The sequence below is a fragment of the Streptomyces sp. MB09-01 genome, assembly GCF_033794505.1.
GTDB lineage: Bacteria > Actinomycetota > Actinomycetes > Streptomycetales > Streptomycetaceae > Streptomyces.
The window spans coordinates 21549-45134 of sequence record NZ_JARAYQ010000006.1; the positions used below are offsets into that span (position 1 = coordinate 21549).

13 protein-coding genes and 1 pseudogene (1 of these 14 cut by a window edge) are annotated in these 23586 nt (G+C 74.0%); 8 read left to right on the forward strand and 6 right to left on the reverse strand.

The genetic code is table 11. The features are described 5' to 3' along the window. Window positions 1-2699, forward strand: partial view of an SDR family NAD(P)-dependent oxidoreductase gene (locus tag PV721_RS02340; protein WP_319721070.1) — the end only. Its footprint begins 4315 nt before the window's first position; 2699 of the gene's 7014 nt are visible here — the last part of the coding sequence; its start codon lies beyond the left edge, outside the window; the stop codon is at window positions 2697-2699. Then, window positions 2696-12019, forward strand: a complete 9324-nt coding sequence (locus PV721_RS02345; RefSeq protein WP_319721071.1) for an SDR family NAD(P)-dependent oxidoreductase — start codon at window positions 2696-2698, stop codon at window positions 12017-12019. The genes PV721_RS02340 and PV721_RS02345 overlap by 4 nt, the downstream gene beginning before the upstream one ends. Window positions 12020-12058: 39 nt before the next feature. Here PV721_RS02345 and PV721_RS02350 read toward each other — a convergent pair. Next, window positions 12059-12513, reverse strand: a pseudogene (locus tag PV721_RS02350) (GNAT family N-acetyltransferase); the annotation flags it as partial. Between the two features lie 149 nt (window positions 12514-12662). On the opposite strand from PV721_RS02350, the gene PV721_RS02355 reads away from it, so the two are divergent. Beyond that, the gene (locus tag PV721_RS02355; protein ID WP_319721072.1) at window positions 12663-13016 is read left to right on the forward strand and encodes a hypothetical protein; all 354 of its coding nucleotides are present in this window, start codon (window positions 12663-12665) and stop codon (window positions 13014-13016) included. Between the two features lie 173 nt (window positions 13017-13189). Here PV721_RS02355 and gdhA read toward each other — a convergent pair whose 3' ends face one another. Together gdhA and PV721_RS02365 are read right to left on the reverse strand one after the other, a co-directional pair. Further along, window positions 13190-14545, reverse strand: coding sequence for an NADP-specific glutamate dehydrogenase (gene gdhA, locus PV721_RS02360; protein WP_319721073.1), 1356 nt, complete (start codon window positions 14543-14545; stop codon window positions 13190-13192). Between the two features lie 238 nt (window positions 14546-14783). Beyond that, window positions 14784-15551: a DeoR/GlpR family DNA-binding transcription regulator gene (locus tag PV721_RS02365; RefSeq protein WP_319721074.1), complete on the reverse strand. Its 768-nt coding sequence runs from the start codon at window positions 15549-15551 to the stop codon at window positions 14784-14786. Between the two features lie 170 nt (window positions 15552-15721). Here PV721_RS02365 and PV721_RS02370 point away from each other — a divergent pair, with 170 nt between their 5' ends. The 5 genes from PV721_RS02370 (at window position 15722) to PV721_RS02390 (ending at window position 19570) form a co-directional block, all read left to right on the forward strand. Continuing rightward, complete coding sequence (locus tag PV721_RS02370; RefSeq protein WP_319721075.1) at window positions 15722-16948, forward strand: MFS transporter; 1227 nt, start codon at window positions 15722-15724, stop codon at window positions 16946-16948. Between the two features lie 158 nt (window positions 16949-17106). Then, a complete protein-coding gene (locus PV721_RS02375) occupies window positions 17107-17457 on the forward strand; it encodes a TetR/AcrR family transcriptional regulator C-terminal domain-containing protein (RefSeq protein WP_416371010.1) in 351 nt (116 codons plus the stop codon). A 44-nt stretch (window positions 17458-17501) separates the two neighbouring features. Continuing rightward, window positions 17502-18020 (forward strand): MarR family transcriptional regulator, encoded by a 519-nt coding sequence (locus PV721_RS02380; protein WP_319721076.1) that lies wholly within the window; start codon window positions 17502-17504, stop codon window positions 18018-18020. Between the two features lie 105 nt (window positions 18021-18125). Further along, the gene (locus tag PV721_RS02385; protein ID WP_319721077.1) at window positions 18126-18590 is read left to right on the forward strand and encodes a hypothetical protein; all 465 of its coding nucleotides are present in this window, start codon (window positions 18126-18128) and stop codon (window positions 18588-18590) included. A 125-nt stretch (window positions 18591-18715) separates the two neighbouring features. Continuing rightward, complete coding sequence (locus PV721_RS02390; protein ID WP_319721078.1) at window positions 18716-19570, forward strand: NmrA family NAD(P)-binding protein; 855 nt, start codon at window positions 18716-18718, stop codon at window positions 19568-19570. 155 nt (window positions 19571-19725) lie between these two features. Here PV721_RS02390 and PV721_RS02395 read toward each other — a convergent pair whose 3' ends face one another. The 3 genes from PV721_RS02395 to PV721_RS02405 all read right to left on the reverse strand — a co-directional run bounded on the left by PV721_RS02395 (window position 19726) and on the right by PV721_RS02405 (window position 23502). Continuing rightward, entirely contained in the window at window positions 19726-20418 is a 693-nt protein-coding gene (locus PV721_RS02395) for a hypothetical protein (protein ID WP_319721079.1), read from the reverse strand. A 311-nt stretch (window positions 20419-20729) separates the two neighbouring features. Further along, entirely contained in the window at window positions 20730-22073 is a 1344-nt protein-coding gene (locus PV721_RS02400) for a hypothetical protein (protein ID WP_319721080.1), read from the reverse strand. 133 nt (window positions 22074-22206) lie between these two features. Then, window positions 22207-23502, reverse strand: coding sequence for a DUF2254 domain-containing protein (locus tag PV721_RS02405; RefSeq protein WP_319721081.1), 1296 nt, complete (start codon window positions 23500-23502; stop codon window positions 22207-22209). Window positions 23503-23586 lie beyond the last annotated feature (84 nt).

Here is a 23586-nt window from a genome sequence, read left to right on the forward strand (position 1 = left end):
CCCGGGCCTGGGTCGAGGGCGCCGCGATCACCCTGCCCGAGCCCGAGCGGCCGCGGCGGCTCTCGCTGCCCGGCTACCCGTTCGCCCGCGAGCGCCACTGGGTCGACACCACCCGCACCCCGTCCGGGAGTTCCCCGGGCGCGGCCGAAGAGGTCGAACTGCCGGACGGACACGTGTTCAGCACGCGGATCTCCACGGCGGAGCGGCCCTGGCTGGCCGACCACACCGTCGACGGCGTCGTACTGGTTCCCGGGACGTACTTCGTCGACCTGGCCCTCCGGGCGGGAGCCCGCCTGCACTGCCCCCGGATCGCCGAACTCGTCACCCACACCCCGCTGGCAGCCGGCGAGGCCGACCTGCGCCTCCTGGTGGACCTCGCCGAGCCCGACGGGACGCGGGCCTTCCGGATCCACGCCCGCACCGGGGACGGCGGCTGGACGAGCCACGTCACCGGCGTCCTCGCCCCCGCGTCCGAGGAGCCCCCGGTGTCCCCGGCACTGCCCGGGGACGCCGAGGAACTCGACGTCACCCGCCTCTACGAAACGCTCACGGGGTACGGGCCCGCCTTCCGGGGTCTGCGCCGCGCCTGGCGCACCGCCGACGCCGTCTTCGCGGAGGTCGTCGTACCCGAGGTCGTTTCCGACGGCGCTCGCGACGGCGATCCCGGGGCGCACGCGCTGCACCCGGTGCTCCTCGACGCCGCCCTGCACACGGTGGCCCTCACCTCGGCCCTCGACGGGGACGGCCCCTACCTGCCGTTCGCCTGGTCCGGCGTACGCGTGCACACTCCCGGTGCGACCGCCGCCCGGGTACGGGTGGTCCACCACCGGGCCGACGCGGTCGAGCTCCTGCTCACGGACCACGCGGGCGCGCCCGTGGCCTCCGTCGACTCGGTGCTGCTGCGCCGGGCGGACGCTCCGGCCGAGCCGCTCCACCAGGTGGAGTGGCTGCCCGTCGGGACCCCCGAGCCGTCACCGGGGGCCCGCTACGCGGTCGTCGGCGCGGACCCGGAGGGGATCGGCGCAGCCCTGGAGGCTTCCGGGGCACAGCTGGTGCGGGCCGAGGACCTTGACGCCTTGACGGACGTGCCGCCCGTGGTGGTCCTGCCCGTCCCGGCCGCCCCGTCCGAAGCCGCCGAGGGCGCCCCGGCCGCCCGCGCCCTCACCACCGAGGTGCTCGGCCGGCTCCAGCAGTGGCTCGCCGGCCGGCGGTTCGCGTCCGCGCGGCTGGTCCTCGTCACCACCGCCCCCGGCCTGGCCACGGCCGCTGCCTGGGGGCTGGTGCGCTCCGCGCAGTCCGAACACCCCGGCCGCTTCGGTCTCGTGGACGCCGAGGACCTCGCGCCGCTGTCCCGCGCGCTCGGCTCCGACGAGCCGCACCTGCGCCTGCTCGACGGCCAGGTGCTGGGAGCCCGGCTGGTCCGCGTACCGGCCCCGGCGCCGGCGCCCGAACCGCGCCCGGCCGGCACCGTCCTGGTGACCGGTGCGAGCGGCGCCCTCGCCGGACCGGTGGTCCGCCACCTCGTGGAGCGGCACGGCGTACGCGACCTGCTGCTGGTCAGCCGCAGCGGCCGGGTCCCGGCCGGGCTGGCCGGACTGGACGCCCGGGTCGAGGCGGCCGCCTGTGACGTGGCCGATCGCGCCGCCCTGGAGACCCTGCTGGCCGGCCGCCGGGTGACCATGGCCGTGCACGCCGCGGGAGTACTCGACGACGGGGTGGTCACCGCCCTCGACGCGGAGCGCCTGGAGCGGGTGCTGCGGCCCAAGACCGAAGGCGCCGCCCACCTCGACGCACTGCTGCCCGACGCCGAACTGGTGCTGTTCTCCTCCGTGGCGGGCGTACTGGGCGGCCCGGGGCAGGGCAACTACGCCGCCGCCAACGCCTTCCTGGACGCCCTCGCCCGCCAGCGCGCCGCATCCGGCCGCCGGGCCGTGTCCGTGGCCTGGGGGCCGTGGGCGCTCGACGAGGGCATGGCCGCCGACCGGGACCGCCTGGCCCGCGGCGGCATCGAGCCGCTCCCCACCGAGGCGGCCCTCGGCCTGCTCGACGCGGCCCTCGCCGGACCGCACCCGGCGGTCACCGTCCTGCGGCTCGGGCGCGGCCCGGCCGCCGTCGTACCGCACGTGCTGCGCAGCCTGGTACGCACGTCGGCGCCGGCCCCCGCCGCCGACCCGGGCCTGGCCCACCTCGGTCCCGACGAGCGGCGCGCCAGGCTGTCGGCGCTCGTCCGGGGACAGGCCGCGGCCGTCCTCGGCTACGCGGACGCCGGCATGATCGAATCCGACCGGTCCTTCCAGGAACTCGGCTTCGACTCGCTGAGCTCCATCGAGTTCCGCAACCGGCTGGGCACGGCCGTCGGCCTGCCCCTGGAGGCCACGCTCGTCTTCGACCACCCCACCCCGGCCGATCTGGTCACCCACCTCGACGAGCGCTTCGGCGGCGAGTCCGAGGCGACCGACCTGCCGACCCTGTTCGCGGCCTTCGACCGCCTGGCCGCCGCCCTCACGGCGGCGGCCACGGACGACGTGTCCCGCGACCGCACCGCGGAACGCGTCCGCGGCCTGCTCGACCACCTGACACCCCGCACCGCGACGGAACCCGTCACCGCGTTCGCCTCGGCGACCGACGACGAGGTCTTCGCCCTGATCGACGCCGAGCTCGGCAGCCCGCTGCCGGGACTGGAGGAACGCTCCCGATGACCAACGAGGACAAGCTCCGCGACTACCTGCGCCGGGTGACCGCGGAACTGCAGTCGACGCGGCAGCGGCTGCGCGACGTGGAGGAGCGATCCGCCGGGCCGGTCGCCATCGTCGGCATGGCCTGCCACTACCCGGGCGGCGTCGAGTCCCCCGACGACCTGTGGTCGCTCGTCGCCGAGGGCCGGGACGGGATCACCCCCTTCCCCGGCGACCGGGGCTGGGACCTGGACACGCTCCACCACCCCGACCCCGACCACCCGGGCACGACCACCGTCCGCGAGGGCGGATTCCTGCACGGCGCCGCCCGGTTCGACGCGGGCTTCTTCGGGATCTCGCCCAAGGAGGCGCTCCACACCGACCCCCAGCAGCGGCTGATCCTCCAGACGTCCTGGGAGGCCGTCGAGCGCGCCGGCCTGGACCCGAGCTCGCTGCGCGACAGCCGCACCGGCGTGTTCACCGGCGTCATGCACCACGACTACCCGGGCGCCCAGGGCGCCGGCAGCGTCGTCTCCGGCCGCGTCGCCTACCAGCTGGGCCTGCGCGGCCCCGCCATCACGGTGGACACCGCCTGCTCCTCGTCGCTCGTCGCCCTCCACCTGGCCGTGCGGTCCCTGCGCCGGGGCGAGTGCGACATGGCCCTCGTCGGAGGGGCCACGGTGATGGCCACCCCCGCCGCCTTCGTGGAGTTCAGCCGCCAGCGCGGCCTGGCCCCCGACGGCCGCTGCAAGCCCTTCGCCGCCGGAGCGGACGGCACCGCCTGGTCCGAGGGCGCCGGCGTCATCGTCGTCGAACGCCTCGCGACCGCCCTGGCCGCCGGCCGCCGCGTGCTCGCCGTGGTCCGGGGCACCGCCGTCAACTCCGACGGCGCCAGCAACGGCCTCACCGCCCCCAACGGCCCCGCCCAGCAGCGCGTCATCCGCGAGGCCCTCGTCGACGCCGGCCTGACCCCCCAGCAGGTCGACGCGGTGGAGGCACACGGCACCGGCACCCCCCTCGGGGACCCGGTGGAGGCCCAGGCCGTGCTCGCCGCCTACGGCAGGCAGCGCACCCGGCCGCTGCGCCTGGGATCGGTCAAGTCCAACCTGGGGCACACCCAGGCCGCCGCCGGCGTCGCCGGCATCGTCAAGATGGTCATGGCCATGCGGCACGGGGTGCTGCCCCGGACCCTGCACCTCGACGCCCCGACCCCGTACGTGGACTGGCCGGCGGGCGGTGTGGAACTCCTCACCGAGGACGCACCCTGGCCCGCCGGTGCGGATCCCCGCCGTGCGGCCGTGTCCTCCTTCGGGGTCAGTGGCACCAACGCCCACGTGATCCTCGAGGAACCTCCGCTGCCGGTGGACGACCGGACCGCCGAACGGCACGACGACCGGCCCACGGACGCGGCGAGCCCCAAGAGCCCCAAGAGCGCCGAGAGCGCCGAGAGCGCCGAGAGCCCCGCGACATCGGCCGCCGGGCCCGGCCCCCTGGCCTGGACCCTGTCCGCCCGATCCGACGCCGCACTGCGCGCCCAGGCCTCCACCCTCACCGCCTTCCTGACCGGGCACCCGCAGGAGCCGCGCCCCGAGGACGTGGCCCTCTCCCTGGCCACCACCCGCGCCTCCCACGAGCACCGCGCGGTCGTCCTCGGCGGCGACCGGGCCGAACTCCTCGCCGCACTGGACGACCTGGCCGCCGGCCGGCCCTCGCCCACCGTCGTCGAAGGGACCACCGGGCAGAGCGGCGGCGTGGCCTTCCTCTTCCCCGGACAGGGTTCGCAGTGGCGGGACATGGCCGTGCGCCTGCTGGACACCAACGCGGTGTTCCGGGAACGGATAGCCCAGTGCGAGACCGCCCTGGCCCCCCACGTGGACTTCGAGCTGACCGCCGTCCTGCGCGGGGAACAGGACCTGGACCGGGTCGACGTCGTCCAGCCCGCCCTGTTCGCCGTCATGGTCGCCCTCGCCGAGGTGTGGCGCTCCCTCGGCGTCCGCCCGGCCGCCGTCGCCGGACACAGCCAGGGCGAGATCGCCGCCGCCTGCGTGGCCGGCGCCCTCACCCTCGAGGACGCCGCCCGCGTCGTCGCCCTGCGCAGCCGGGCCCTGACCGCCCTCTCGGGCCGCGGCGGCATGGTCTCCCTCGCGCTGCCCGCCGACCAGGCGCGCGACCGGCTCCGCCGCTGGGACGGCAGGCTGTCGCTGGCCGCCGTGAACGGCGCGGCCTCCGTGGTCGTCTCGGGCGACACCGACGCCCTCGACGAACTCCTCGCCGCCTGCGAGGAGGACGGCGTGCGGGCCCGGCGCGTCGACGTGGACTACGCCTCGCACAGCGCGCACGTGGAAGGCGTCCGCGCACAGGTCCTGGAGGCCCTCGCCCCCGTCAGGCCGCTCGCCCCCGAAATCCCCTTCTTCTCCTCCGTGGAAGGCCGCTGGATCGAAGCCGCCGACGCCTTCGACGCCGACTACTGGTACCGGAACCTGCGCGAGACCGTCCGCTTCGACGAGGCCGTCACCGCCCTCGTCCGGCGCGACTGCACCACCCTCCTGGAGGTCAGCCCCCACCCGGTGGTCACCACCGGCGCACAGGAGACCGTCGACGCGCTCGGCACCGACACCGCCGTCGCCCACACCCTGCGCCGCGACGAAGGCGGCCCCGAGCAGCTGCTCCACGCCCTCGCCCAGCTGTACGTGAAGGGCGTACGCCCCGACTGGTCCGCGCTCTGGCCCGAAGCACGCCGGATCGACCTGCCCACCACCACCTTCCTCACCGAGCCGTACTGGCTGCGCCCCGGCCCCGGCGCCGGCGGCGCGGGCGCTCTGGGCCTCGACGAGGTCGACCACCCCGTCCTGCGCGCCGCCCTGCCCGCCGCCGAGGGCCTGGTGCTCACCGGCCGGCTCGGCCTGGCCGCCCAGCCCTGGCTCGCCGACCACACCGTCGAAGGACAGGTGGTCCTGCCGGGCGCGGCCCTCGCGGAGCTCGCCTCCCGGGCGGCGGACGAGGCCGGCTGCGCCGCCGTCGACCAGCTCACCCTGCTCACACCGGTCCTCCTCCCCGACGAGGGCGACATCCGCCTGCGCGTGGACATCACGGCCCCGGCCGAGGACGGCTCGCGCGGACTGACCCTGAACACCCTCACCGGGGCGGGCCACTGGACCACGCACGCCACCGGCGTGCTCCTGCCCCACGCCGCCGAACCGGTGCCCGCCACCACCGCGTGGCCGCCGCCCGGCGCCGAACCCCAGGACGTCGAAGCCCTCTACGCGACCCTGGAGGACGCGGGCCTGACCTACGGCCCGGCCTTCCGCGGCCTGCGGGCGCTGTGGCGGGGACGCGCCGGGGACCTCCACGCCGAGGTCGCACTGCCCGACGCCGACCAGGCCGGCGCGTTCACCCTCCACCCGGCCCTGCTCGACGCGTGCCTGCACCCCGTCGCCCTCGGCGGGTTCCTCACCACGGGAGACGGCCGCCGCCCCGCGCTGCCCTTCGAATGGCAGGGCCTGCGCTTCCACGCCGCAGGCGCCGACACCGTGCGCGTGACCCTGTCCGCCGCCGGACCCGACGCCGTCCGCCTCACCCTCACCGACACCACCGGGGCACCCGTCGCCTCGGTCGACACCCTCGTGCTCCGCGAGCTTCCGGCGGGCGCCCTCGGCCGCCCGGACCGGGGCGACCTGCTGCGCCCCGACCAGGTGACGCGGCCCCTGCCCGGCGACGGGAACGAGGACTACGCCGTACGCGACCCGGAACTCGCCCGGCAGCTGGGCAAGCAGCCCACCCGGGACCCCGCGCGCCACGTCCTGGTGCCGGCTCCGGCCGGCGAGCCGGGCGAGGCCGTGCGCGCCGCGCTCACCCTCGTCCACGACTGGCTGGCGGACGAGAGCCACCCGGAGTCCACGCTCGTCCTCGTCACCCGCCGGGTCCACCACGACGTGGCGGAAGCCGCCGTCGCGGGTCTCGTGCGGTCCGCCCAGCTCGAACACCCCGACAGCTTCAGGGTGCTGGACCTGGCCGATCTCGACGAGAGCACCCTGGCCGCGATCCCCGCCGCCCTCGCCACGGACGAGCCCCAGCTCACCCTGGCCTCCGGGACCGCGACCGTCCCCCGGCTGGTCCGCGCCCTCCCCGCCCCGGCGGCGACCGGCGAGCTCGGCCGGACCCTGGTGACCGGCGCCTCCGGCACCCTGGGCCAGCTCGTCGCCCGGCACCTCGTCCACGCACACGGCGTACGCGACCTGGTGCTGGCCGGCCGACGCGGCTCCGCGGCACCCGGCATGGCCGCCCTCACGCAGGAGCTGACCGGCGCCGGAGCCCAGGTCCGGGCCGTCGCCTGCGATGTCACCGACCGCGCCGCGCTCGCGGTACTGGCCGGCGGAGCCTCCTTCACGACCGTCGTGCACGCCGCCGGCGTCCTCGACGACGGCCTGGTGAGCGGACTGACCCCCGAACGCCTCGACCGCGTGCTCGGGGCGAAGCTGGACGCCGCGCTCCACCTCCACGAACTGCTGCCCCAGGCACGCCTGGTGCTGTTCTCCTCGGCCGTCGGCATCCTCGGCGGCCTCGGCCAGGCCAACTACGCCGCCGCCAACGCCGGCCTCGACGCCCTGGCCCGCCGCCGCCACGCCGAGGGCCTGCCCGGCATCTCCCTTGCCTGGGGCCTGTGGGACGCCACCAGCGGCATGACGGACGGCGTCGACCGGGACCGCCTGGGCCGTTCCGGCTTCCACCCGCTCCCGACCGCGGACGCCCTCGCCGCCCTGGACTCCGCCCTGGCCTCGGACGAGCCGGTGCTCGCCCCGATCCGGCTCGACCCCGGCGCCCTGCGGGCACAGGGAGAGGGCGTCCCCGCGCCGCTGCGCGAACTGTCCGGGAAACCGGCACGCCGTACCGCCGCACCCGGGGGCGGCGCCGCCGTATCCGAACTGGCCGCACGCCTCGCCGGGAAGACCGCCCCCGAGCGCCTGCGCACCCTGCTCGACCTCGTCGTCGGGCACACTGCCGCCGTCCTCGGACACGCCTCGCCGGAGGCGGTCGATCCCGGCCGGGCCTTCAAGGACGCCGGCTTCGGCTCGCTCGCCGCCGTCGAACTGCGCAACCGGCTCGCCGGAGCCACGGGCCTGCGCCTGCCGGCCACCCTCGTGTTCAGCCACCCCAACCCCGCGGCGGTCGCCCGCCACCTGGACGAACTCCTCGCGGGCACGGCCCCGGCGGCCGCTCCCGCGGTCCGCGCCCCGGCCGCCGACGCGGACGACCCCGTCGTCCTCGTCGGCCTCGGATGCCGGCTCCCCGGCGGCGTCCGCACACCCGACGACCTCTGGGAGATGCTGGTCTCCGAACGCGACGGCATCGGCCCGTTCCCCGACGACCGGGGCTGGCCCCTGGAGCGCCTCTACGACCCCGACCCGGCCGCACCCGGCACCACCTACACCCGGCACGGCGGCTTCATGGCCGACGCGACCGCCTTCGACGCCGCCTTCTTCGGGGTGGCGCCCCGCGAGGCCGTCGCGATGGACCCGCAGCAGCGGATCCTGCTGGAAACCGTCTGGGAGGCCTGCGAGGACGCCGGCATCGACCCGGCCTCGCTCCGCGGCACCCGGACCGGCGTCTTCGTGGGCGCCATGTACCAGGACTACGGCCGCCTCCTGGAGAACGCCGCCGCCGAGGGCTTCCTCGCCCCGGGCGTCGGCGGCGGTGTCCTGTCCGGACGGGTCGCCTACACCTACGGGCTGGAAGGCCCGACCGTCACCGTCGACACGGCCTGCTCCTCCTCGCTGACCGCCCTGCACCTCGCCGCCCAGGCGGTACGGGCGGGGGAGTGCGACCTCGCGCTCGCCGGCGGAGTGACCGTGCTGTCCACACCGGTGCCCTTCGTCGAGTTCAGCCGCCAGCGCGGACTGGCCGCCGACGGACGGTGCAAGCCCTTCGCCGCCGCGGCCGACGGCACCGCACTCGGCGAGGGTGCCGGAGTGGTGCTCGTCGAACGCCTCTCCCGGGCCCGCGCCCAGGGCCACGAGGTGCTGGCCGTACTGCGCGGCAGCGCCCTCAACTCCGACGGCGCCAGCAACGGCCTCACCGCCCCCAACGGCGCAGCCCAGGAGAAGGTGATGCGCGCGGCGCTCGCCGCGGCCGGCCTGCTCCCCGCCGACGTCGCCGCCGTCGAGGCGCACGGCACCGGCACGGCCCTCGGCGACCCCATCGAGGCGCAGGCGCTCCTCGCGGTCTACGGCCAGGACCGTCCGGCCCCGCTGCTGCTGGGCTCGCTGAAATCCAACGTGGGCCACGTCCAGGCGGCCGCCGGGATCGCAGGAGTGATCAAGGCGGTCCTGTCCCTCCGCAACGGTCTGCTGCCCCGGAGCCTGCACATCGACGAGCCCTCCCCGCACGTCGACTGGACCGCCGGCGACATCGCCCTGCTGGACCGGGCGCAGCCGTGGCCCGAGGAGACCGGCCCGCGCCGCATGGGAGTCTCCTCCTTCGGCATCAGCGGCACCAACGTGCACGTGCTGATCGAGCAGGCACCGGGCCCCGAGGACGCCCCCGACCCGCTGCCCGCCCTGGACGGCGTGCCCTGGATGCTGTCGGCGCGCTCCGAACAGGCCCTGCGCGGCCAGGCCCGGCGACTGCTGGAGTCGGACACCTCCGACCTCCCCGCCGTGGCGCGGGCCCTGTCCACCACCCGGGCCGCCCACCGCCACCGGGCCCTGGTGACCGGCGCCGACGCACAGCAGCGGCGCGCCGCCCTCACGGCCCTGGCCTCCGACGGCACGGCCGACGGCCTGCGCCGGGCCCGCGCCGCCGGGCAGCGGCTCACCCTGCTCTTCACCGGGCAGGGCAGCCAGCTCCCCGCGATGGGAAGGGGCCTGTACGAGACCTTCCCCGTGTACGCGCAGGCCTTCGACGAGGTGTCCGCGCACTTCCGGCCCGACACCCCGCTGCGCGAAGCGGTCTTCGAGCGGACGGACCTGCTGGACCGCACCGAATACACCCAGCCGGCCCTGTTCGCCCTCCAAGTGGCCCAGTTCCGGCTGCTGTCGAGCTGGGGCGTCACCCCGGACTCCTTGATCGGGCACTCCATCGGCGAGCTCTCGGCGGCCTGCGTCTCGGGCCTGATCCCGCTCGCCGACGCCGCCGCCCTCGTCGCCGCCCGCGGCCGGGTCCTCGGCGAACTGCCCGCAGGCGGAGCCATGGTGGCCGTACGGGCGACGGAGGAGGAAGTCCTCGCCGTCCTCGAGGGCCGCACCGACCGCTTGGGCATCGCCGCCGTCAACGGACCCCGCTCGGTCGTCCTGTCCGGGGACGAGGAAGAGGTCCTCGCCGCGGCCCGGGAACTCTCGGAGCGCGGGCACCGCACGCGCCGGCTGCGCGTGGACGTCGCCTTCCACTCGCCCCGCGTGGACCCGGCGCTCGCCGAGTTCCGGGCGGCCGCCGCCGAGGTCCGCTTCGGCCGGCCCGGAATCCCGGTCGTCTCCACCGTCCGCACCGCCCACGCGATGGACACCCCCGACTACTGGGTGGACCAACTGCGCGGCCCCGTGCGCTTCTTCGACGCCGTCCGCGAGGCCCACGGGAACGGAGCCACGGCCTTCCTGGAGCTGGGGCCCGACACCGTCCTCGCGCCGGCCGTCGAAACATGCCTGCCCGGGCACCCGGTGCGCCCCGTCTCGCTGCTGCGCCGCGACCGCGACGACGTGCGCACCGCCCTCGAGGCCCTGGGGCTCCTGCACACCCACGGAGTGGAGGCCGACTGGTCGGCCGTCCACGCCGGGCGGCCGGCGACCCCGGTGCGGCTCCCGAAGTACGCCTTCCAGGACCGCCGTTACTGGCCCGAACCGGCCGCCGTGGCGCAGGCCGCGCCCGCGCCCGTACCCGTACCCGAGGTGGGGGAGCGGGCGCCCGCGCTCGATCCGTTCTGGTCGGCCGTCGAGAGCTCCGACCTCGGCGCCGCCCTCGACCTGCTGGACCTGCGGGGCGACGAGACACCGGCCCAGGTGCTCGACGCCCTCGGCCGCCTGCGCTCCGGAGCGGCGGCGCCGGTTCTGGAGGGGGCGCGGTGGAAGCGGGTGCCGGACGGCCCCGTCCCCGAGCTCGCCCACGACGTCCTGCTGCTCGCCCCCTCCACGGGCGACGAGGACCTGGCCGACGCGGTCGCGGGCGCCCTGGTCCGCCACGGAGCCCGGGTCCGCACGGGCGGTGCCGGACGCCCGGACCTCGTGGTGGCCCTGCCCGGGACCGAACCGGTCGCCGAGGCGGGGGTGCCCCGGTGGGCCCTCGTCGACGGCGGCGGCGTGGCGCCCGCCTGCGACCACGCCGTGACCCTCCCGAAGGAGCTCGACGCGCCCGCGCGCAGCCGCCTGTGCCAGGCCGTCGCCGAGGGGCATCGGGAGACTCGGATCGAGCCGGACGGCATGTTCGTACGCGCCTACGAGCCGCTGGGCCGGACCGGCGTCTGGCGACCCGAGGGGGACGTGCTGGTGGCAGGCCCGGCGGACGCGCTCACCGCGGCGACCGTCGACGCCGTGCTCGCGTCGGGAGCGCGTTGCCTGGTGGCCGGCGGCGCCGACCGCCCGTCCGGCGCCCTGGAGTTCGGGGATGCGGAGGGGAGCGTACGGCTCGCGGCGGCGATCGTCCGGGCCGGCAGCGGGTTCGAGGACGTGGCGGCGCCGCTGGTGGCCGTCGTGTCCGTGGGGGAGACCGTGCGGGAAGCGGGAGCCTCGCTCGCCGTTGCGGTCCATCCCGGCCTCGACCCGAGGGCTGCGGTGAGCGGGCTGTGGCGGGCCATGTCCACCGAGGAGACGGCCGTACGCCTCCTGGACGCCGCGCACGTGACGCGGCCCGCCCCGGCCGCGGAGCCCGAGGAGGCCACGGAAGAGGCGACGGCCGTCACGCCGGAGCTCGAACCGGAGCCGAAGCCGCAGCCCGAGCCCGAGCCGAAGACCGAACCGGAGCCGAAGCCGCAGCCCGAGCCCGAGCCGAAGACCGAACCGGAGCCGGAGCCGGAGCCGGAGCCCGGGCCCGAACCGGAGCCGGAAGACGGTCCGCAGCCCCAGGACTTCGAGCTCCGGGCCGCCCTCGCGGGACTCCCGCGCGCAGAGTGGGCGGAGGTCGTGCTCGGCGGTGTGCGGGGCCTCGCGGCCGCCGTGCTCGGGTACGAGTCCGCGTCCGAGATCGACGCCGAGGGCGAATTCTTCGACATGGGCCTGACCTCGGTCACCGCGCTCGAACTGCGTGACCACCTGACCCGGTTGACCGGCTTGGAGTGGCCCGCGGACCTCCTCTACGAGTGCCCGACACCGCAGGTGCTGGCCGACCTCGTGGTCGAGCAGCTGAGCGCGCCCCCCGCCTGAGCCGCGCCGGCCGGGCCCGCGGGGCGCCGTACTGATCCTTCAGTACGGCGCCCCGCCGATCGGGACGTCCGGCTTCCACTCCTGGGCGAGGAGCCCGAGCAGCACGTCGTCCACGAACTCGCCCATCACCCAGGCCGAGGAGCGCAGCACGCCCTCGCGGACGAGGCCGTTGAGCTCGGCGGAGCGCAGCATCGCCGCGTTGTCCGACAGCGTCTCGATCTGCAGCCGCTGCAGGCCGCGCACGACGAAACCGTAGTGGCACATCACCGCGACCGCGTCGGTGCCGTAGCGCTGGCCGCGAGAGGACGGCCGCAGCCCCAGCCCCAGCCCGATGTGCGCGGACCGGTTGTGGTCGTCGATGCCCCACAGCGTCGCCGTTCCGACCGGCGTGCCTCCGTCCAGCTCCACGACGGAGAACGAGCTGCCCCTTGCTCCGTGTCGTCCACCACCAGCCGCGAGTGCTTCGAGCCGGGCGTGACCGGCCGCCACGGCCGGAGCGCCGGGCCCTGAGCCCGACCTTTCTCCCCCTCAGGTCGAGGAGCGGCGCTGCGCAGCCCGGAACGCGCGGGGTGAGTACGGGAGCACGTGCCGGTGAGTAGCCGGACGGACTGTGCGGGGCCTGAAGTCCCTGTTGGATCAGGGCATGAACACCGCCTCCACCTCCGCCTCTACCACTGCCCCGGACCAGGCGACGGCCCCGGGCAGGGACCGCTCCCGCTTCTGGGCCGGCCTGGCGGCCGCGCTCTTCCCCGCGGCCTGCATCGCGGCAGGCGTGGTGCTCCTGTCGTCCGTGCAGGTGTCGGGCTGCATCACGTACGGGGTCCAGTGCACCAGGGGGCTGCCCGGGTGGCTGTTCGTCTGGAGCACCGGCACCGGCGCCGTGGCGTTCATCGTCGCCCTGGCCGCACGCGCCCTCCAGGTACGGCAGGCGGCGCTCACCATCCAGCTCCTCGCGGAATGCACGGCGCTGGCGGTGATCCTCAGCTACTACGCCTGAGGCGCCGGCCGCCTCCGCGAAGGGGCGGGAGGACTCCGGCACCACGAGGCACTACGGAGGACGTGCCGCCCGGGCGCGGCGCAGCGGTCCGGGAGGGACGTCCCGGACCGCTCCACCGGATCATGGGCGCAGCAGGCCCGCCCGATGCATCCGAGCGCGGCGCGATCGTCGGATCAGATGACGCCCTGCGCCAGCATCGCGTCGGCGACCCGCTCGAAGCCGGCGATGTTCGCGCCGGTGACGTAATCGCCCGGGGCGCCGTACCGCTCGGCGGTCTCGTGGGCGACGGCGTGGATCGAGTGCATGATGGCGGCGAGCTCGTCCTCCACCCGCTGCGCGCTCCAGGCCACCCGGCCGGCGTTCTGGCTCATCTCGAGGGCGCTGACCGCGACCCCGCCCGCGTTGGCGGCCTTGCCGGGCCCGAACGCGACGCCGGCCTCCTGCAGGATCCGTACGGCCTCGGGAGTGGTCGGCATGTTGGCGCCCTCGGAGACCGCCTTGACCCCGCCCCCGACGAGCGTACGGGCGTCCTGCGCGTCCAGTTCGTTCTGCGTGGCGGAGGGGAAGGCGACGTCTGCCGGCACCTCCCAGACCCGCCCACCGGGCACGAACCGCGCCGAGGATCCGCGCCGCTCCGCGTACTCGCTCACGCGCCCGCGCTCGACCTCCTTGACCTGCTTGAGCAGCGCGAGGTCGATGCCCTTGTCGTCGACGACGTAGCCCCGGGAGTCCGAGCAGGTCAGCGGGTTCGCGCCGAGCTGCTGGAGCTTCTCGATCGTGTACAGCGCGACGTTGCCCGAGCCTGAGACCACCGCGGTCAGCCCGTCCAGCGACTCGCCCCGGACCTTCAGCATCTCGGCGGCGAACAGCACGCTGCCGTAGCCGGTCGCCTGCGGCCGGATCGCGGAGCCGCCCCAGCCCTGCCCCTTGCCGGTCAGGACGCCGGCCTCCCAGCGGTTGGTGATGCGCCGGTACTGGCCGAAGAGGTAGCCGATCTCGCGGCCGCCGACACCGATGTCCCCGGCGGGCACGTCGGTGTGCTCTCCGATGTGCCGGTGCAGCTCGGTCATGAAGGACTGGCAGAACCGCATGACCTCGGCGTCCGACCTGCCGTGCGGGTCGAAGTCGCTGCCGCCCTTGCCGCCGCCGATCCCGAGGCCGGTCAGCGCGTTCTTGAAGATCTGCTCGAAGCCGAGGAACTTCACCACACCGATGTCCACCGACGGGTGGAAGCGCAGGCCGCCCTTGTACGGGCCGAGCGCGCTGTTGAACTCGACGCGGTAGCCGCGGTTGACGTGGACGCGGCCCCGGTCGTCCTGCCACGGGACGCGGAAGAGGATCTGCCGCTCGGGCTCGGTGAGCCGCTCCACCAGGGCCACGGCCGGGTCGGCGTACTCGGGCCGGGCGGTGAAGACGGGGGCCAGGGTCTCGAGGACCTCCCGTACGGCCTGGTGGAACTCGGGCTGTGCGGGGTTGCGGCGCTCGATCTCGGCCCGCAGTGCTTCCAGCCTGTCCTTCGAGTCCTTCACGTGTGTCCCTCCAGGGAGTGCGCGGTGCGCAGACGACGGCAGGTGCATGGTGCCCGCGGGTGCGCGAGTACCGGTCGATTTCGAGTGCAGCGCCCTCCGAACACGCGCTTTCGGAAAGGGCTTTCCGGAGGGCGGCCCCCTTCGCGGAGGCTACCGCGCAGGGCGTTGCCCTGGCGAAAGCTTCTGCCCCGCGGACAAAAACCCTCCCGCACGCCGGTGCGTGCAGTCCGGGTCGGGCTCAGTCGTCCACCGGATGGACCACCTCGACGCCCTGGTCGCGGAGGACCTCGACCGCGGGGGAGTCCGCGGGGGCGTCCGTGACGACGAGGGCGATCTCCTCCATGGAGCAGATGCGGCCCAGGGCCGCACGGCCGATCTTGTCGGCGGTCGCGACGAGGATCACGCGCTGCGCCGAGGCGACCGCGGCCCGCTTCACCTGTACGTCTTCGAGGTTGTAGGCGGTGGCGCCCTGAACGGGGTCGACCCCGCAGCAGCCCAGGACGAAGGTGTCGAAGCACAGGTCCTTGAAGGTCTGCACAGCTGCGTGGCCGTAGAAGGACAGCTCCTCGGGCCGCACCTGCCCGCCGGGCATCACCAGGTGGATGCCCGGGTGCGCGGACAGGGCGAAGGCCGCGTGCAGTGAGAGGGGCGCGACGGTGAACTGACGGTCCGACATGGCCTGTGCGACGGCGACGGCTGTCGTGCCCGTGTCCAGCGCGACGGTCTCGCCGTCGGTGAGCAGCTCGACCACGGCGCGCGCGAGCCGCTCCTTGGCCTGCGCTCCGGACATGGCCCGGATCGCGTAGGGGGGCTCGACGCCGCCGGGCAGGTTGCTCACGGCACCGCCGCGCACCCGGCGCAGCGCTCCCCGGGACTCCAGTACTTCCAGGTCCCGGCGGATGGTCATCTCGGACGCCCCGGTGGCCTGGGCCAGCTCGGCCACCGTCGCGCGGTTCTGCTGCATCAGCAGTCCCACGACGAACTTGTGCCTCTCCATCACGTTCATGTGTCTGCTTTTAGCACAGATGGGGCAGCGGGGAGCCTGATGAGCACTCCGCACATCCATGCTGTTGAAACGAACAAATCATCTGTGTATTTTGTGGGAATCGAAGCGAGATTCCTACTGAAGTGAACGTTGATCGTGTTCATTCGGCGGGGACCCATGTGAGGAGAGACGTGTCCGCCACCAGTGAGTCCGATCGGTCCGAAGCGGCCAAGCCGTTCCTCACCACCGTCGCGATCGTCGCCTCGTGCCTGGCGTTCGTGGTGATCGGAGCCCTCCAGGCGCTCTACGGTCCGGCGATCCCGGCCCTGCGGGACGAGTACGGCATCAGTCCGGCCGTGGCCGGGCTGAGCCTCAGCGCCCACTTCGCCGGCGCCCTCCTCGGCGTGCTCGTCTACCACCTCCTGCGGGGCCGGTTGACCAACCGGGTGCTGCTCGGCGGCTCCTACCTGCTCCTGGCCGTCGGTGCGGCCGCCTTCGCCTTCTCTCCGAGCTGGGCCCTCGCCCTCGCCGGCACGTTCGTCATCGGCCTGGGCTTCGGCGGCATCGACTACGGCCTCAACCAGCTCTTCGCCGTCGGTTTCGGCCACCGCAGCACCGCCATGCTCAACCTGCTGAACGGGCACTTCGGCATCGGCGCGATCGCCGGCCCCGCCCTGATCGGCCGGCTCGGGGCGGACAGCTACCCGGAGATCTTCGTCGGCACCGGAGTGATCAGCATGCTGATCCTCGTCACGCTCGGCGGGGTGGCCGCCCGGGAGCCCGCACCCGCCCCCGCGGAGGGAGCCTCTGCAGGCGGCGCGCGGGTACTTCCGGTCATCGGGACGTTCATCGGGATCTACGTCCTGCACGTCGCCATCGAGACCGGCGTCGGCGGCTGGGAGCCCACCCACCTCGAAGCCGTCGGATACGGCGCCGCCACCGCGGCGACCGCGACCTCCGCCTACTGGGCCGCCATGACCATCGGCCGGTTCGTCGCCGCGCCGCTCAGCCTGCGCTGGTCCGCACCGTCGATCCTCCTCGTCTGCTGCATCGGCATGGCCGGCTTCCTCCTCCTGGCGACGGTCCCGGCACTCGCCCCGTACGCGTACTTCGGCGTCGGCCTGATGATCGCGCCCATCTTCCCGACCTGTCTGCCCTGGCTGAACCGCGCCGTGCCCGGCGTGGCCGGCGCCGGCGCCTACGTGATCGCCGCCTCGATGATCGGCGGGGTGGCGTTCCCGCCCGTGCTGGGCGCCGCCATCGACACGACGGAGGTGGAGGCGGTGCCGCTGCTGCTGTTCCTGCTCGCCGTCGTCTGCGGTGTGCTGAGCCTGTGGCTGAGCCGCAACGCCCCCGACCCCGGCGGCGTGCCCGGCGCGCGCGACGCCGGGCGTACGGACCCCGTCACCACACCCTGAACCCGTAGAACGTGAGGAACCGAAGGATGAAAGCCGTCCTCTCGACATGTTCGGTGTCATCGCGCGTGTCCAGTCACCCGCGTCCATGACCGTCCTGGAACGCACGGCCGGCGGCGACCCCGACCGCTTCTGGGCGGGGTACTGGTCACAGCGGCCCCCTGACGACCGCGGCGAGGTCACGGGGCCCGGCTACTGGCGAGCGGTCTGCGCGCAGCTCGGCATCCCGTGCGACCGGCGTCCTGCGCGGGGCCGGATTCGGCGGACCCGCAGCGGCGCGGGCGCTCATGGCCGTCGCGAACTTCACGGTCGGGTACACCCTGGAGGAACAGGCCGCGCTGCGTCCTGATGGCCTCGGCCCGGCGGACCCGGACCGCCTGCGCGGTGCGGTGACGGCGGGCGACTACCCCCATCTCACGGCCACCCTGCCGACGCTGACCAGCCCGGACTTCGCCGCCCACTTCGAATTCGGCCTCGAGGTGCTCGTGGCGGGTCTGAAAGCGCTGGAGTAGCGCGGCACCTTGCCAGCAAGATGGTTAGCTGCCATATTAATGACATGACGAGGGATGAGGCCGACGGCGAGCTGCCCACTCTGGAACAGGCGAGGTGGCAGGTCGAGCACTACGGCCTGGCGGCCGACCCGCAGGCGGTGCTGGTCGCGGTACGGCTCATCTCCGCCGGCGCGAGGGTCGGGCGGGCGGCCGAGGCGCATTTCGCCAGGTTCGGCCTGTCGACGGGCCGCTACCGCCTGCTCGCCGACCTCGAAGCGCACGGCGGTGAGAAATCGCCTTCGCGTCTCGCCGCCGACCTCGATGTCTCCAGGGCCACGGTGACCGGCCTCCTGGACGGCCTCGAGCGTGAGGGTCTGATCGCCCGGCGCCCGTCCGCGGAGGACGGTCGCGGCACGGTGGCCATCCTGACGGCGCGCGGTGCGCAGCGCCTGCACGACCTGGCGCCCGAGCATTTCGGGCGGCTGGAGGCGATGGTGGGCGGGCTTTCCGTCGAGGAGCGCGCGGTGTTCCTCGATCTGCTCGCCCGTGTGGTGCGCGGCAGCGCGGCCTTGGCCGCCGACTGATCCGGCTCTCGGCCGGTTCGGCCCCGCCCTCCGGGCAGGGCCTTTTTCGCGACCAGATAGTTAGCTAGCTAATTAGATACTCGCGCGAACGAGAAAGAGGCCAGCATGCCCGAAACGAAGGACAGGACCAGCCGAAGCCGGGCGACCGCCCGGCCTTTCGTCCTGTGGCGCGAGGTGCTGACCGCCTACGCCGCCCCCGCACTGACGGCCGGCGCCGCGGGAGCCGTCACCGGGCAGCGGGACCTGGCCGTGGCCGCCTGCACCTCCATCGCCGGCACCTCCGCCGTGGTGGCGTTTCTGGTGGGCACCTGGCTGCGGCACGGCGGGCAGCCCCGACGGTGGACCATCGCCCTACCGCGCGCCGTCGTGACCGTGGTGCTGGTCATCACCGCCACCGGCGCGGCGGCCCTGCTGGGGTGGTCCGCCGCCCAGTGGCTGCCCGCCCACGCCCCCGTTCCCGCGACCGCCTGGCTGGAGCGCCTGCGCATCGACCTGCCCGCCTCCGCGGCCCTCGCCACCACCATCGTCACCCTGCGCTGGCGAAGCACCACCGTGGCACCGCGGACCTGAACCGTCAGTTTTGGATCTTGCCCGACCCGCGCCGGCCGGCTCGCGGACCTTCAGGTCCGGGCCTGCGCCGTCGGCGCCGCCCCCGCGTAACCCACCAGGAATGAGGACACCCGATGATCGTCGTCATGGGAGCAACCGGAGCGACCGGGAACGCCCTGCTCCACAGCCTCCTCGCGCTCGGTGCACCCGTCCGAGCACTCACCCGCACCCCGCACAAGCCGATCCCCGGACTCGCCGGAGCACACCGCCCGCCCCTGGAGGTCCAGTACGTCGATGCCACGGACCCCCGCTCGCTGCGCACCGCCTTCGAGGGCGCGAGTCAGCTCTTCCTCGCCATGGCCAACAGCCCCGCACAGGTCGAACTCGAAACCCGCGTCATCGACATCGCCGCCGGCAGCGGCGTCGAACACATCGTCAAGATCTCCGCACCCGCCGCCGAACCCGACTCCCCGGTCGCCGTCTCCCGCGGACACCATGCGGTGGAGGAACACCTGCGCACGCTCGGGATGAACCACACCGTCCTGTACCCCTACGCGTTCATGCAGAACCTCCTGCGCCTGGCGCCGGCCGTCGCCCAGGGCGCCATCCTCGGAGCGATGGGTGAGGCGCCGTGCAACTACATCGACTGCCGCGACATCGGCGATGTCGCCGCTGCCGCGCTCACCAGGTCCGACATCGCAGGCGGCGCCTACACCCTCACCGGACCGGAGGCGGTCTCCCATCGCGAACTCGCCCGACGGATCAGTACATTGACGGGTCGTCAGGTCCGCTATGTGGACCTCACCCCGGACGAGCTGCGCGACAATCTCATCCACCGCGCCCACCTGCCCGCCTGGCTCGCCGCCCACGTGACGGAGATCCAGCAACTGGCCGTTGCGCGGCCCGAAACCCCCACCGGCGCCGTCTCCTGCATCCTCGGCCGCCCGCCCCGTACCCTCGACGCCTTCCTCCACGAAAACCGCGACCACTTCCGCCGGTAGGGCCGACGCCCCGACCCGACCGGCCCCACGATCACGCGCCGGTGGCGAGGTGAGGCTGCCACGGCGGGGGACGGCGTGTCCCGTGCCCCCGCCATGACTTCAACGGCTCCGGCCCGGCTCCGGCCTGGCCAGGCTCCGACCCGGCTCCGACCCGCTCAGCCCACGCGCTCGATGCGTGCCCGCCGGATCAGGTTCTTGCCCGGCTCGCGCACCTTGTCGAAGGCTGCGTTGTTGAGCAGGACGCAGCTGCCCGACGGGCCGTTCACCGTGACCGTCGTCGCCTGGCCGTTGTCGAGGTTCGTCACCTTCAGCTTCGTCCCCACCGGGAACGTCCCGCTGGTCGCTGCCGGGGCACCCGCCTCGCCCGACAACGTGACCGTCGACCCCGGACACACCACTTCCCCGGTGGCCGGCGGCGCCTGCCCACCCGCCGCGCCGGACGGACGCGCGGCGCCGGTACCCGCCGCTCCGGACGGACCCGTAGCACCGGACGGTGCGTCGCCGCCGCCCACGCGCTCGATGCGTGCCCGCCGGATCAGGTTCTTGCCCGGCTCCCGTACCTTGTCGAAGGCTGCGTTGTTGAGCAGGACGCAGCTGCCCGACGGGCCGTTCACCGTCACGGTCGTGGCCTGGCCGTTGTCGAGGTTCGTCACCTTCAGCTTCGTCCCCACCGGGAACGTCCCGCTGGTCGCTGCCGGGGCACCCGCCTCGCCCGACAACGTGACCGTCGACCCCGGACACACGACGTCGGGGACGGAGGCATTTCCGGTCGCCACCGTGGCGATGACCCCTCCGGTCACCAGGGTTCCCGTGGTGACAGAGAGCACGAGCTTCTTCGCAAAACTCATAGTCCGTTTCCGGGACATTGACACTCCTCAAATCCGATGGACGCTGTCCCCCGCGTCCTGGATACGCCGGACATCACATGCGAGTTCATTCCTTGTCGCGGCATTACAAATTCGTCGGTGAGGAGGTTTCGAATGCTGCGTGGCCGGGCCGCGGTGGCTTCGGCGCTCTCGCGGATCGTTCAAAGACGCAGGCGGAAGCCGCGCTGCTCATGGTGATCGACGCGTGCAGCGTTCGCATCGATCACCATGAGCAGAGGGGAGAAGATGGGACCAAAGGCAGCCTTAAGGCTCAGTTGATCCCCGCTTAATGCTCAACCAGCCGTACTGCCGCGGTGTGCCGCATCGTCGGTCCTGTCCTCCGCGAGGAATTCCGCCAGGGCCAGCGCGAAGAGGAGCGCGAGTGCGATGGCGAAGATGACCCAGCCGGTCGGGTAGCTCCACAGGATGACCGTCAGCACGGCCGCGGCGACCAGGATCCAGGTGATCCAGCCGCGGTGGCGGTGGACGAACGGGCCCACCGGGCCGGTGCGCAGGCCCGCGCGGTCCGCCGTGGAGCGGACGGCGCCGATGCCCGAGTGCCACCCCTGTCGTACGACCGTGGCCCAGCGGCCGGGGCCGGTCAGCCAGGCGGCCAGCGCGATCACCACGCCGAGCACCACGGCCATCCGGACCGTCGTCCGGAGGTAGTGCGTCAACGCGTCGTAGACGCTTCCGGCCGCGGGCTGCGAGACGCTGTCCGGCAGCGCGTTCAGGTACACGACGCGGAAGACGGTCAGACCGACGCCGAGCATGAGCGTGGCGAAGGCGAAGGCGAGTGCGGCCGTCACGAGAACGCGGCGGCGGTGGCGGGAGAGGAGCACGCCGGCGGCGATCAGCAGCACCGACAGCACCGGAAGCCAGGTGCCGGCGATCTGCAGGAGGCGGAAGTACGTCTTGAGCTTGCCGATGTTGTCCGCTTGCAGAACGGTGAAGTCGGTGTGGACCTCGGGGATCTTCGCGGCCACCGTCATTCCCTCGTCGACGAGGCGCTGTTTGACCTGATCGACGACCGGACCCAGGTCGACGGTCACCGAGTCGTTGTTGATCTTGACTGCGCCTCCGCCGCTGCCGGTGAGGGCCTTCTCCACCGCGGTGTGGATGCGGCGGTTGGCCTCGGTCCAGATCCGCTCGAAGGTGTCGGAGGCGATGACGTCCTCCGCCTTGTCGTGGACGAAGCTGCGCACCGCGCTCTCGAGCGAGTCGCCGAGCTTGCCGAGCGCTTTCTCCAGGAGGGGCCGGTCGGCCGGCGCCACGCCCTCGAGCAGGGCCGGGAGGTCGATGTGTTCCATCACCGCGTTGGTGACCCGGTTGGCCGCCGCAGCCTGGATGTCCGGGTCGGACGCGAGCGGGGCGACCGTCTGGACGTAGCGGTCCGTGTCGCCGACCTCGCTCGACGCCCACGCCGCCACGGCCGCGAGCGGGGCGAGCACACAGCCGATGACGATGAGCAGGGCGGCGAAGAACGACTTCCACCGGTGATGGGGCTCCCGGGGCGCCTTGGTCGCTTCCAGCGCCGCCACCCGCGTACGCAGGTGTTCGAGCTCCGCGCGCTCTGCGTCCGTGCCGGGCTTGCGTGTGGGCCCCCCGCCGGGGGCGGTGGCACCTTCGTCCGTCATGACGCGTCCTCTCCTGCCCGTGAGGGTTCACTCCTCAGCGGACCTCACGGAGCGGGCGGACGCGATCCTTGGGCGTCCGGACGAGTGAACGCATGAACGGGTGAATGAGCGGACGCGCCGACGAGCGGACGGCTCATCGGGAGGGCCCGCTCCGGGGCGGCCGTCCACCGCCGATTCCCTGCCGGTCGGCCGTCTGCGCGCCGGCGCGGCGGGCCGGGTCGGTGAACTCCTGCTGGACGGATTCCTCGAGGAGGGCGAGCTCCGCGCGCACCGCCGGCAGACGCTCGGCCGGCAGGGTGTCGAGGAGGTCCTCCAGCAGCGCCCGGAGCCGCCTGCACACCTGGAGGGACGTGGCCCCGTACTCACGGATTTCGGTGACGCCGAGCTGCAGGTAGTTCTCCCAGCCGCGGCCCTGCACCACCAGCCGGGGCCGGCCCTCGCCGTCGGCGAGCACGTACCGGCCGCGGAGCCGGGCCCGGCCGACCACGTGCAGGAACGTGTCGATGTGGTTGAGGACCTGCACGGCGGTGGTGGGGTCGTTCACGGCGGGGGAGAGGGCGCGGATGGCGATGTCCACGAGGATGCGCAGGGCGAAGGCGGGATCCTGCTCGATCGTGCGCTCGGTTCCGAGGGCGACGAGCCCGGTCACCCGCCGTGGATCGGGCGCGCTCGCGGCGCCGTGGGCCTCGACGAGGGTGGTGCCGGGCGGCACGAAGTCGCCGACCTGGTGGGCCAGGACGAGGACGCAGTCGTGGCGGACGGCGGCGGCGATCAGTCCCGCGGCGTCGAACGCCTGGATGACCCCGCCCCGTTCGGACCGGATGGGGGTCGACGGACCGGCCGGCGGCAGGGAGGCCTCGTCGCGTGCCGAGGAGCGGTGGATGCGTTCCGTTGCGCGGATGAGCACCTTCTCGCCCAAGCGCCCCACCAGGTCGGCGATGGCCACGGGCCGGAGGTTGTGGGTGAACCGGTTGAGATAGATCAGCAGGAGCATGAGGCTGACGGAGACGGCCACTCCGGACAGCGTCACACCCAGGTCGGGGACGGCGTCCGACTCGATCTTGCGCAACAGGGAGAAGGCGTACGCGAACGTGCCGGTGAACGTGGCCAGCACGGCCTTCTGCAGCCGGTCGCGGTACCACAGGCGCATGTAGCGCGGAGACAGCGTTCCCGTGGCCTGCTGGACGACGAGTACGCCGATGGTCACGACGAACCCCAGCAGCGCGACCATGGACCCGACGACCGAGCTGAGCACAGTGCTCGCCGTCGTTGCGGAGTACACCCACGTGTCCGGCAGCCAGCCCGCTCCGTCCACGCCGGCGGCCCACTCGGCCACCACCGCCCCCAGCACCAGGCCGATCAGAGGGATGATCCACAGGCTCGCCTTGGCGTACTGCCGCAACCGGAACCGCGCCGCCCACGACATCATCGCCGGCTCCCGTGCCGTCCACACCGGAGGCCGCTGCGGGTTCCTGGAGGCGGCGCAAGGTTCGACGGCACGGGCAGCCTCCGG

Coding starts and splice junctions, on each gene's coding strand:
- PV721_RS02385 (WP_319721077.1), top strand. CDS start 18,126: ATGCCCGAAACGAAGGACAGGACCAGCCGAAGCCGGGCGACCGCCCGG.
- PV721_RS02365 (WP_319721074.1), bottom strand. CDS start 15,551: ATGAACGTGATGGAGAGGCACAAGTTCGTCGTGGGACTGCTGATGCAG.
- PV721_RS02405 (WP_319721081.1), bottom strand. CDS start 23,502: ATGATGTCGTGGGCGGCGCGGTTCCGGTTGCGGCAGTACGCCAAGGCG.
- PV721_RS02395 (WP_319721079.1), bottom strand. CDS start 20,418: ATGAGTTTTGCGAAGAAGCTCGTGCTCTCTGTCACCACGGGAACCCTG.
- PV721_RS02355 (WP_319721072.1), top strand. CDS start 12,663: ATGAACACCGCCTCCACCTCCGCCTCTACCACTGCCCCGGACCAGGCG.
- PV721_RS02400 (WP_319721080.1), bottom strand. CDS start 22,073: ATGACGGACGAAGGTGCCACCGCCCCCGGCGGGGGGCCCACACGCAAG.
- PV721_RS02390 (WP_319721078.1), top strand. CDS start 18,716: ATGGGAGCAACCGGAGCGACCGGGAACGCCCTGCTCCACAGCCTCCTC.
- PV721_RS02380 (WP_319721076.1), top strand. CDS start 17,502: ATGACGAGGGATGAGGCCGACGGCGAGCTGCCCACTCTGGAACAGGCG.
- PV721_RS02345 (WP_319721071.1), top strand. CDS start 2,696: ATGACCAACGAGGACAAGCTCCGCGACTACCTGCGCCGGGTGACCGCG.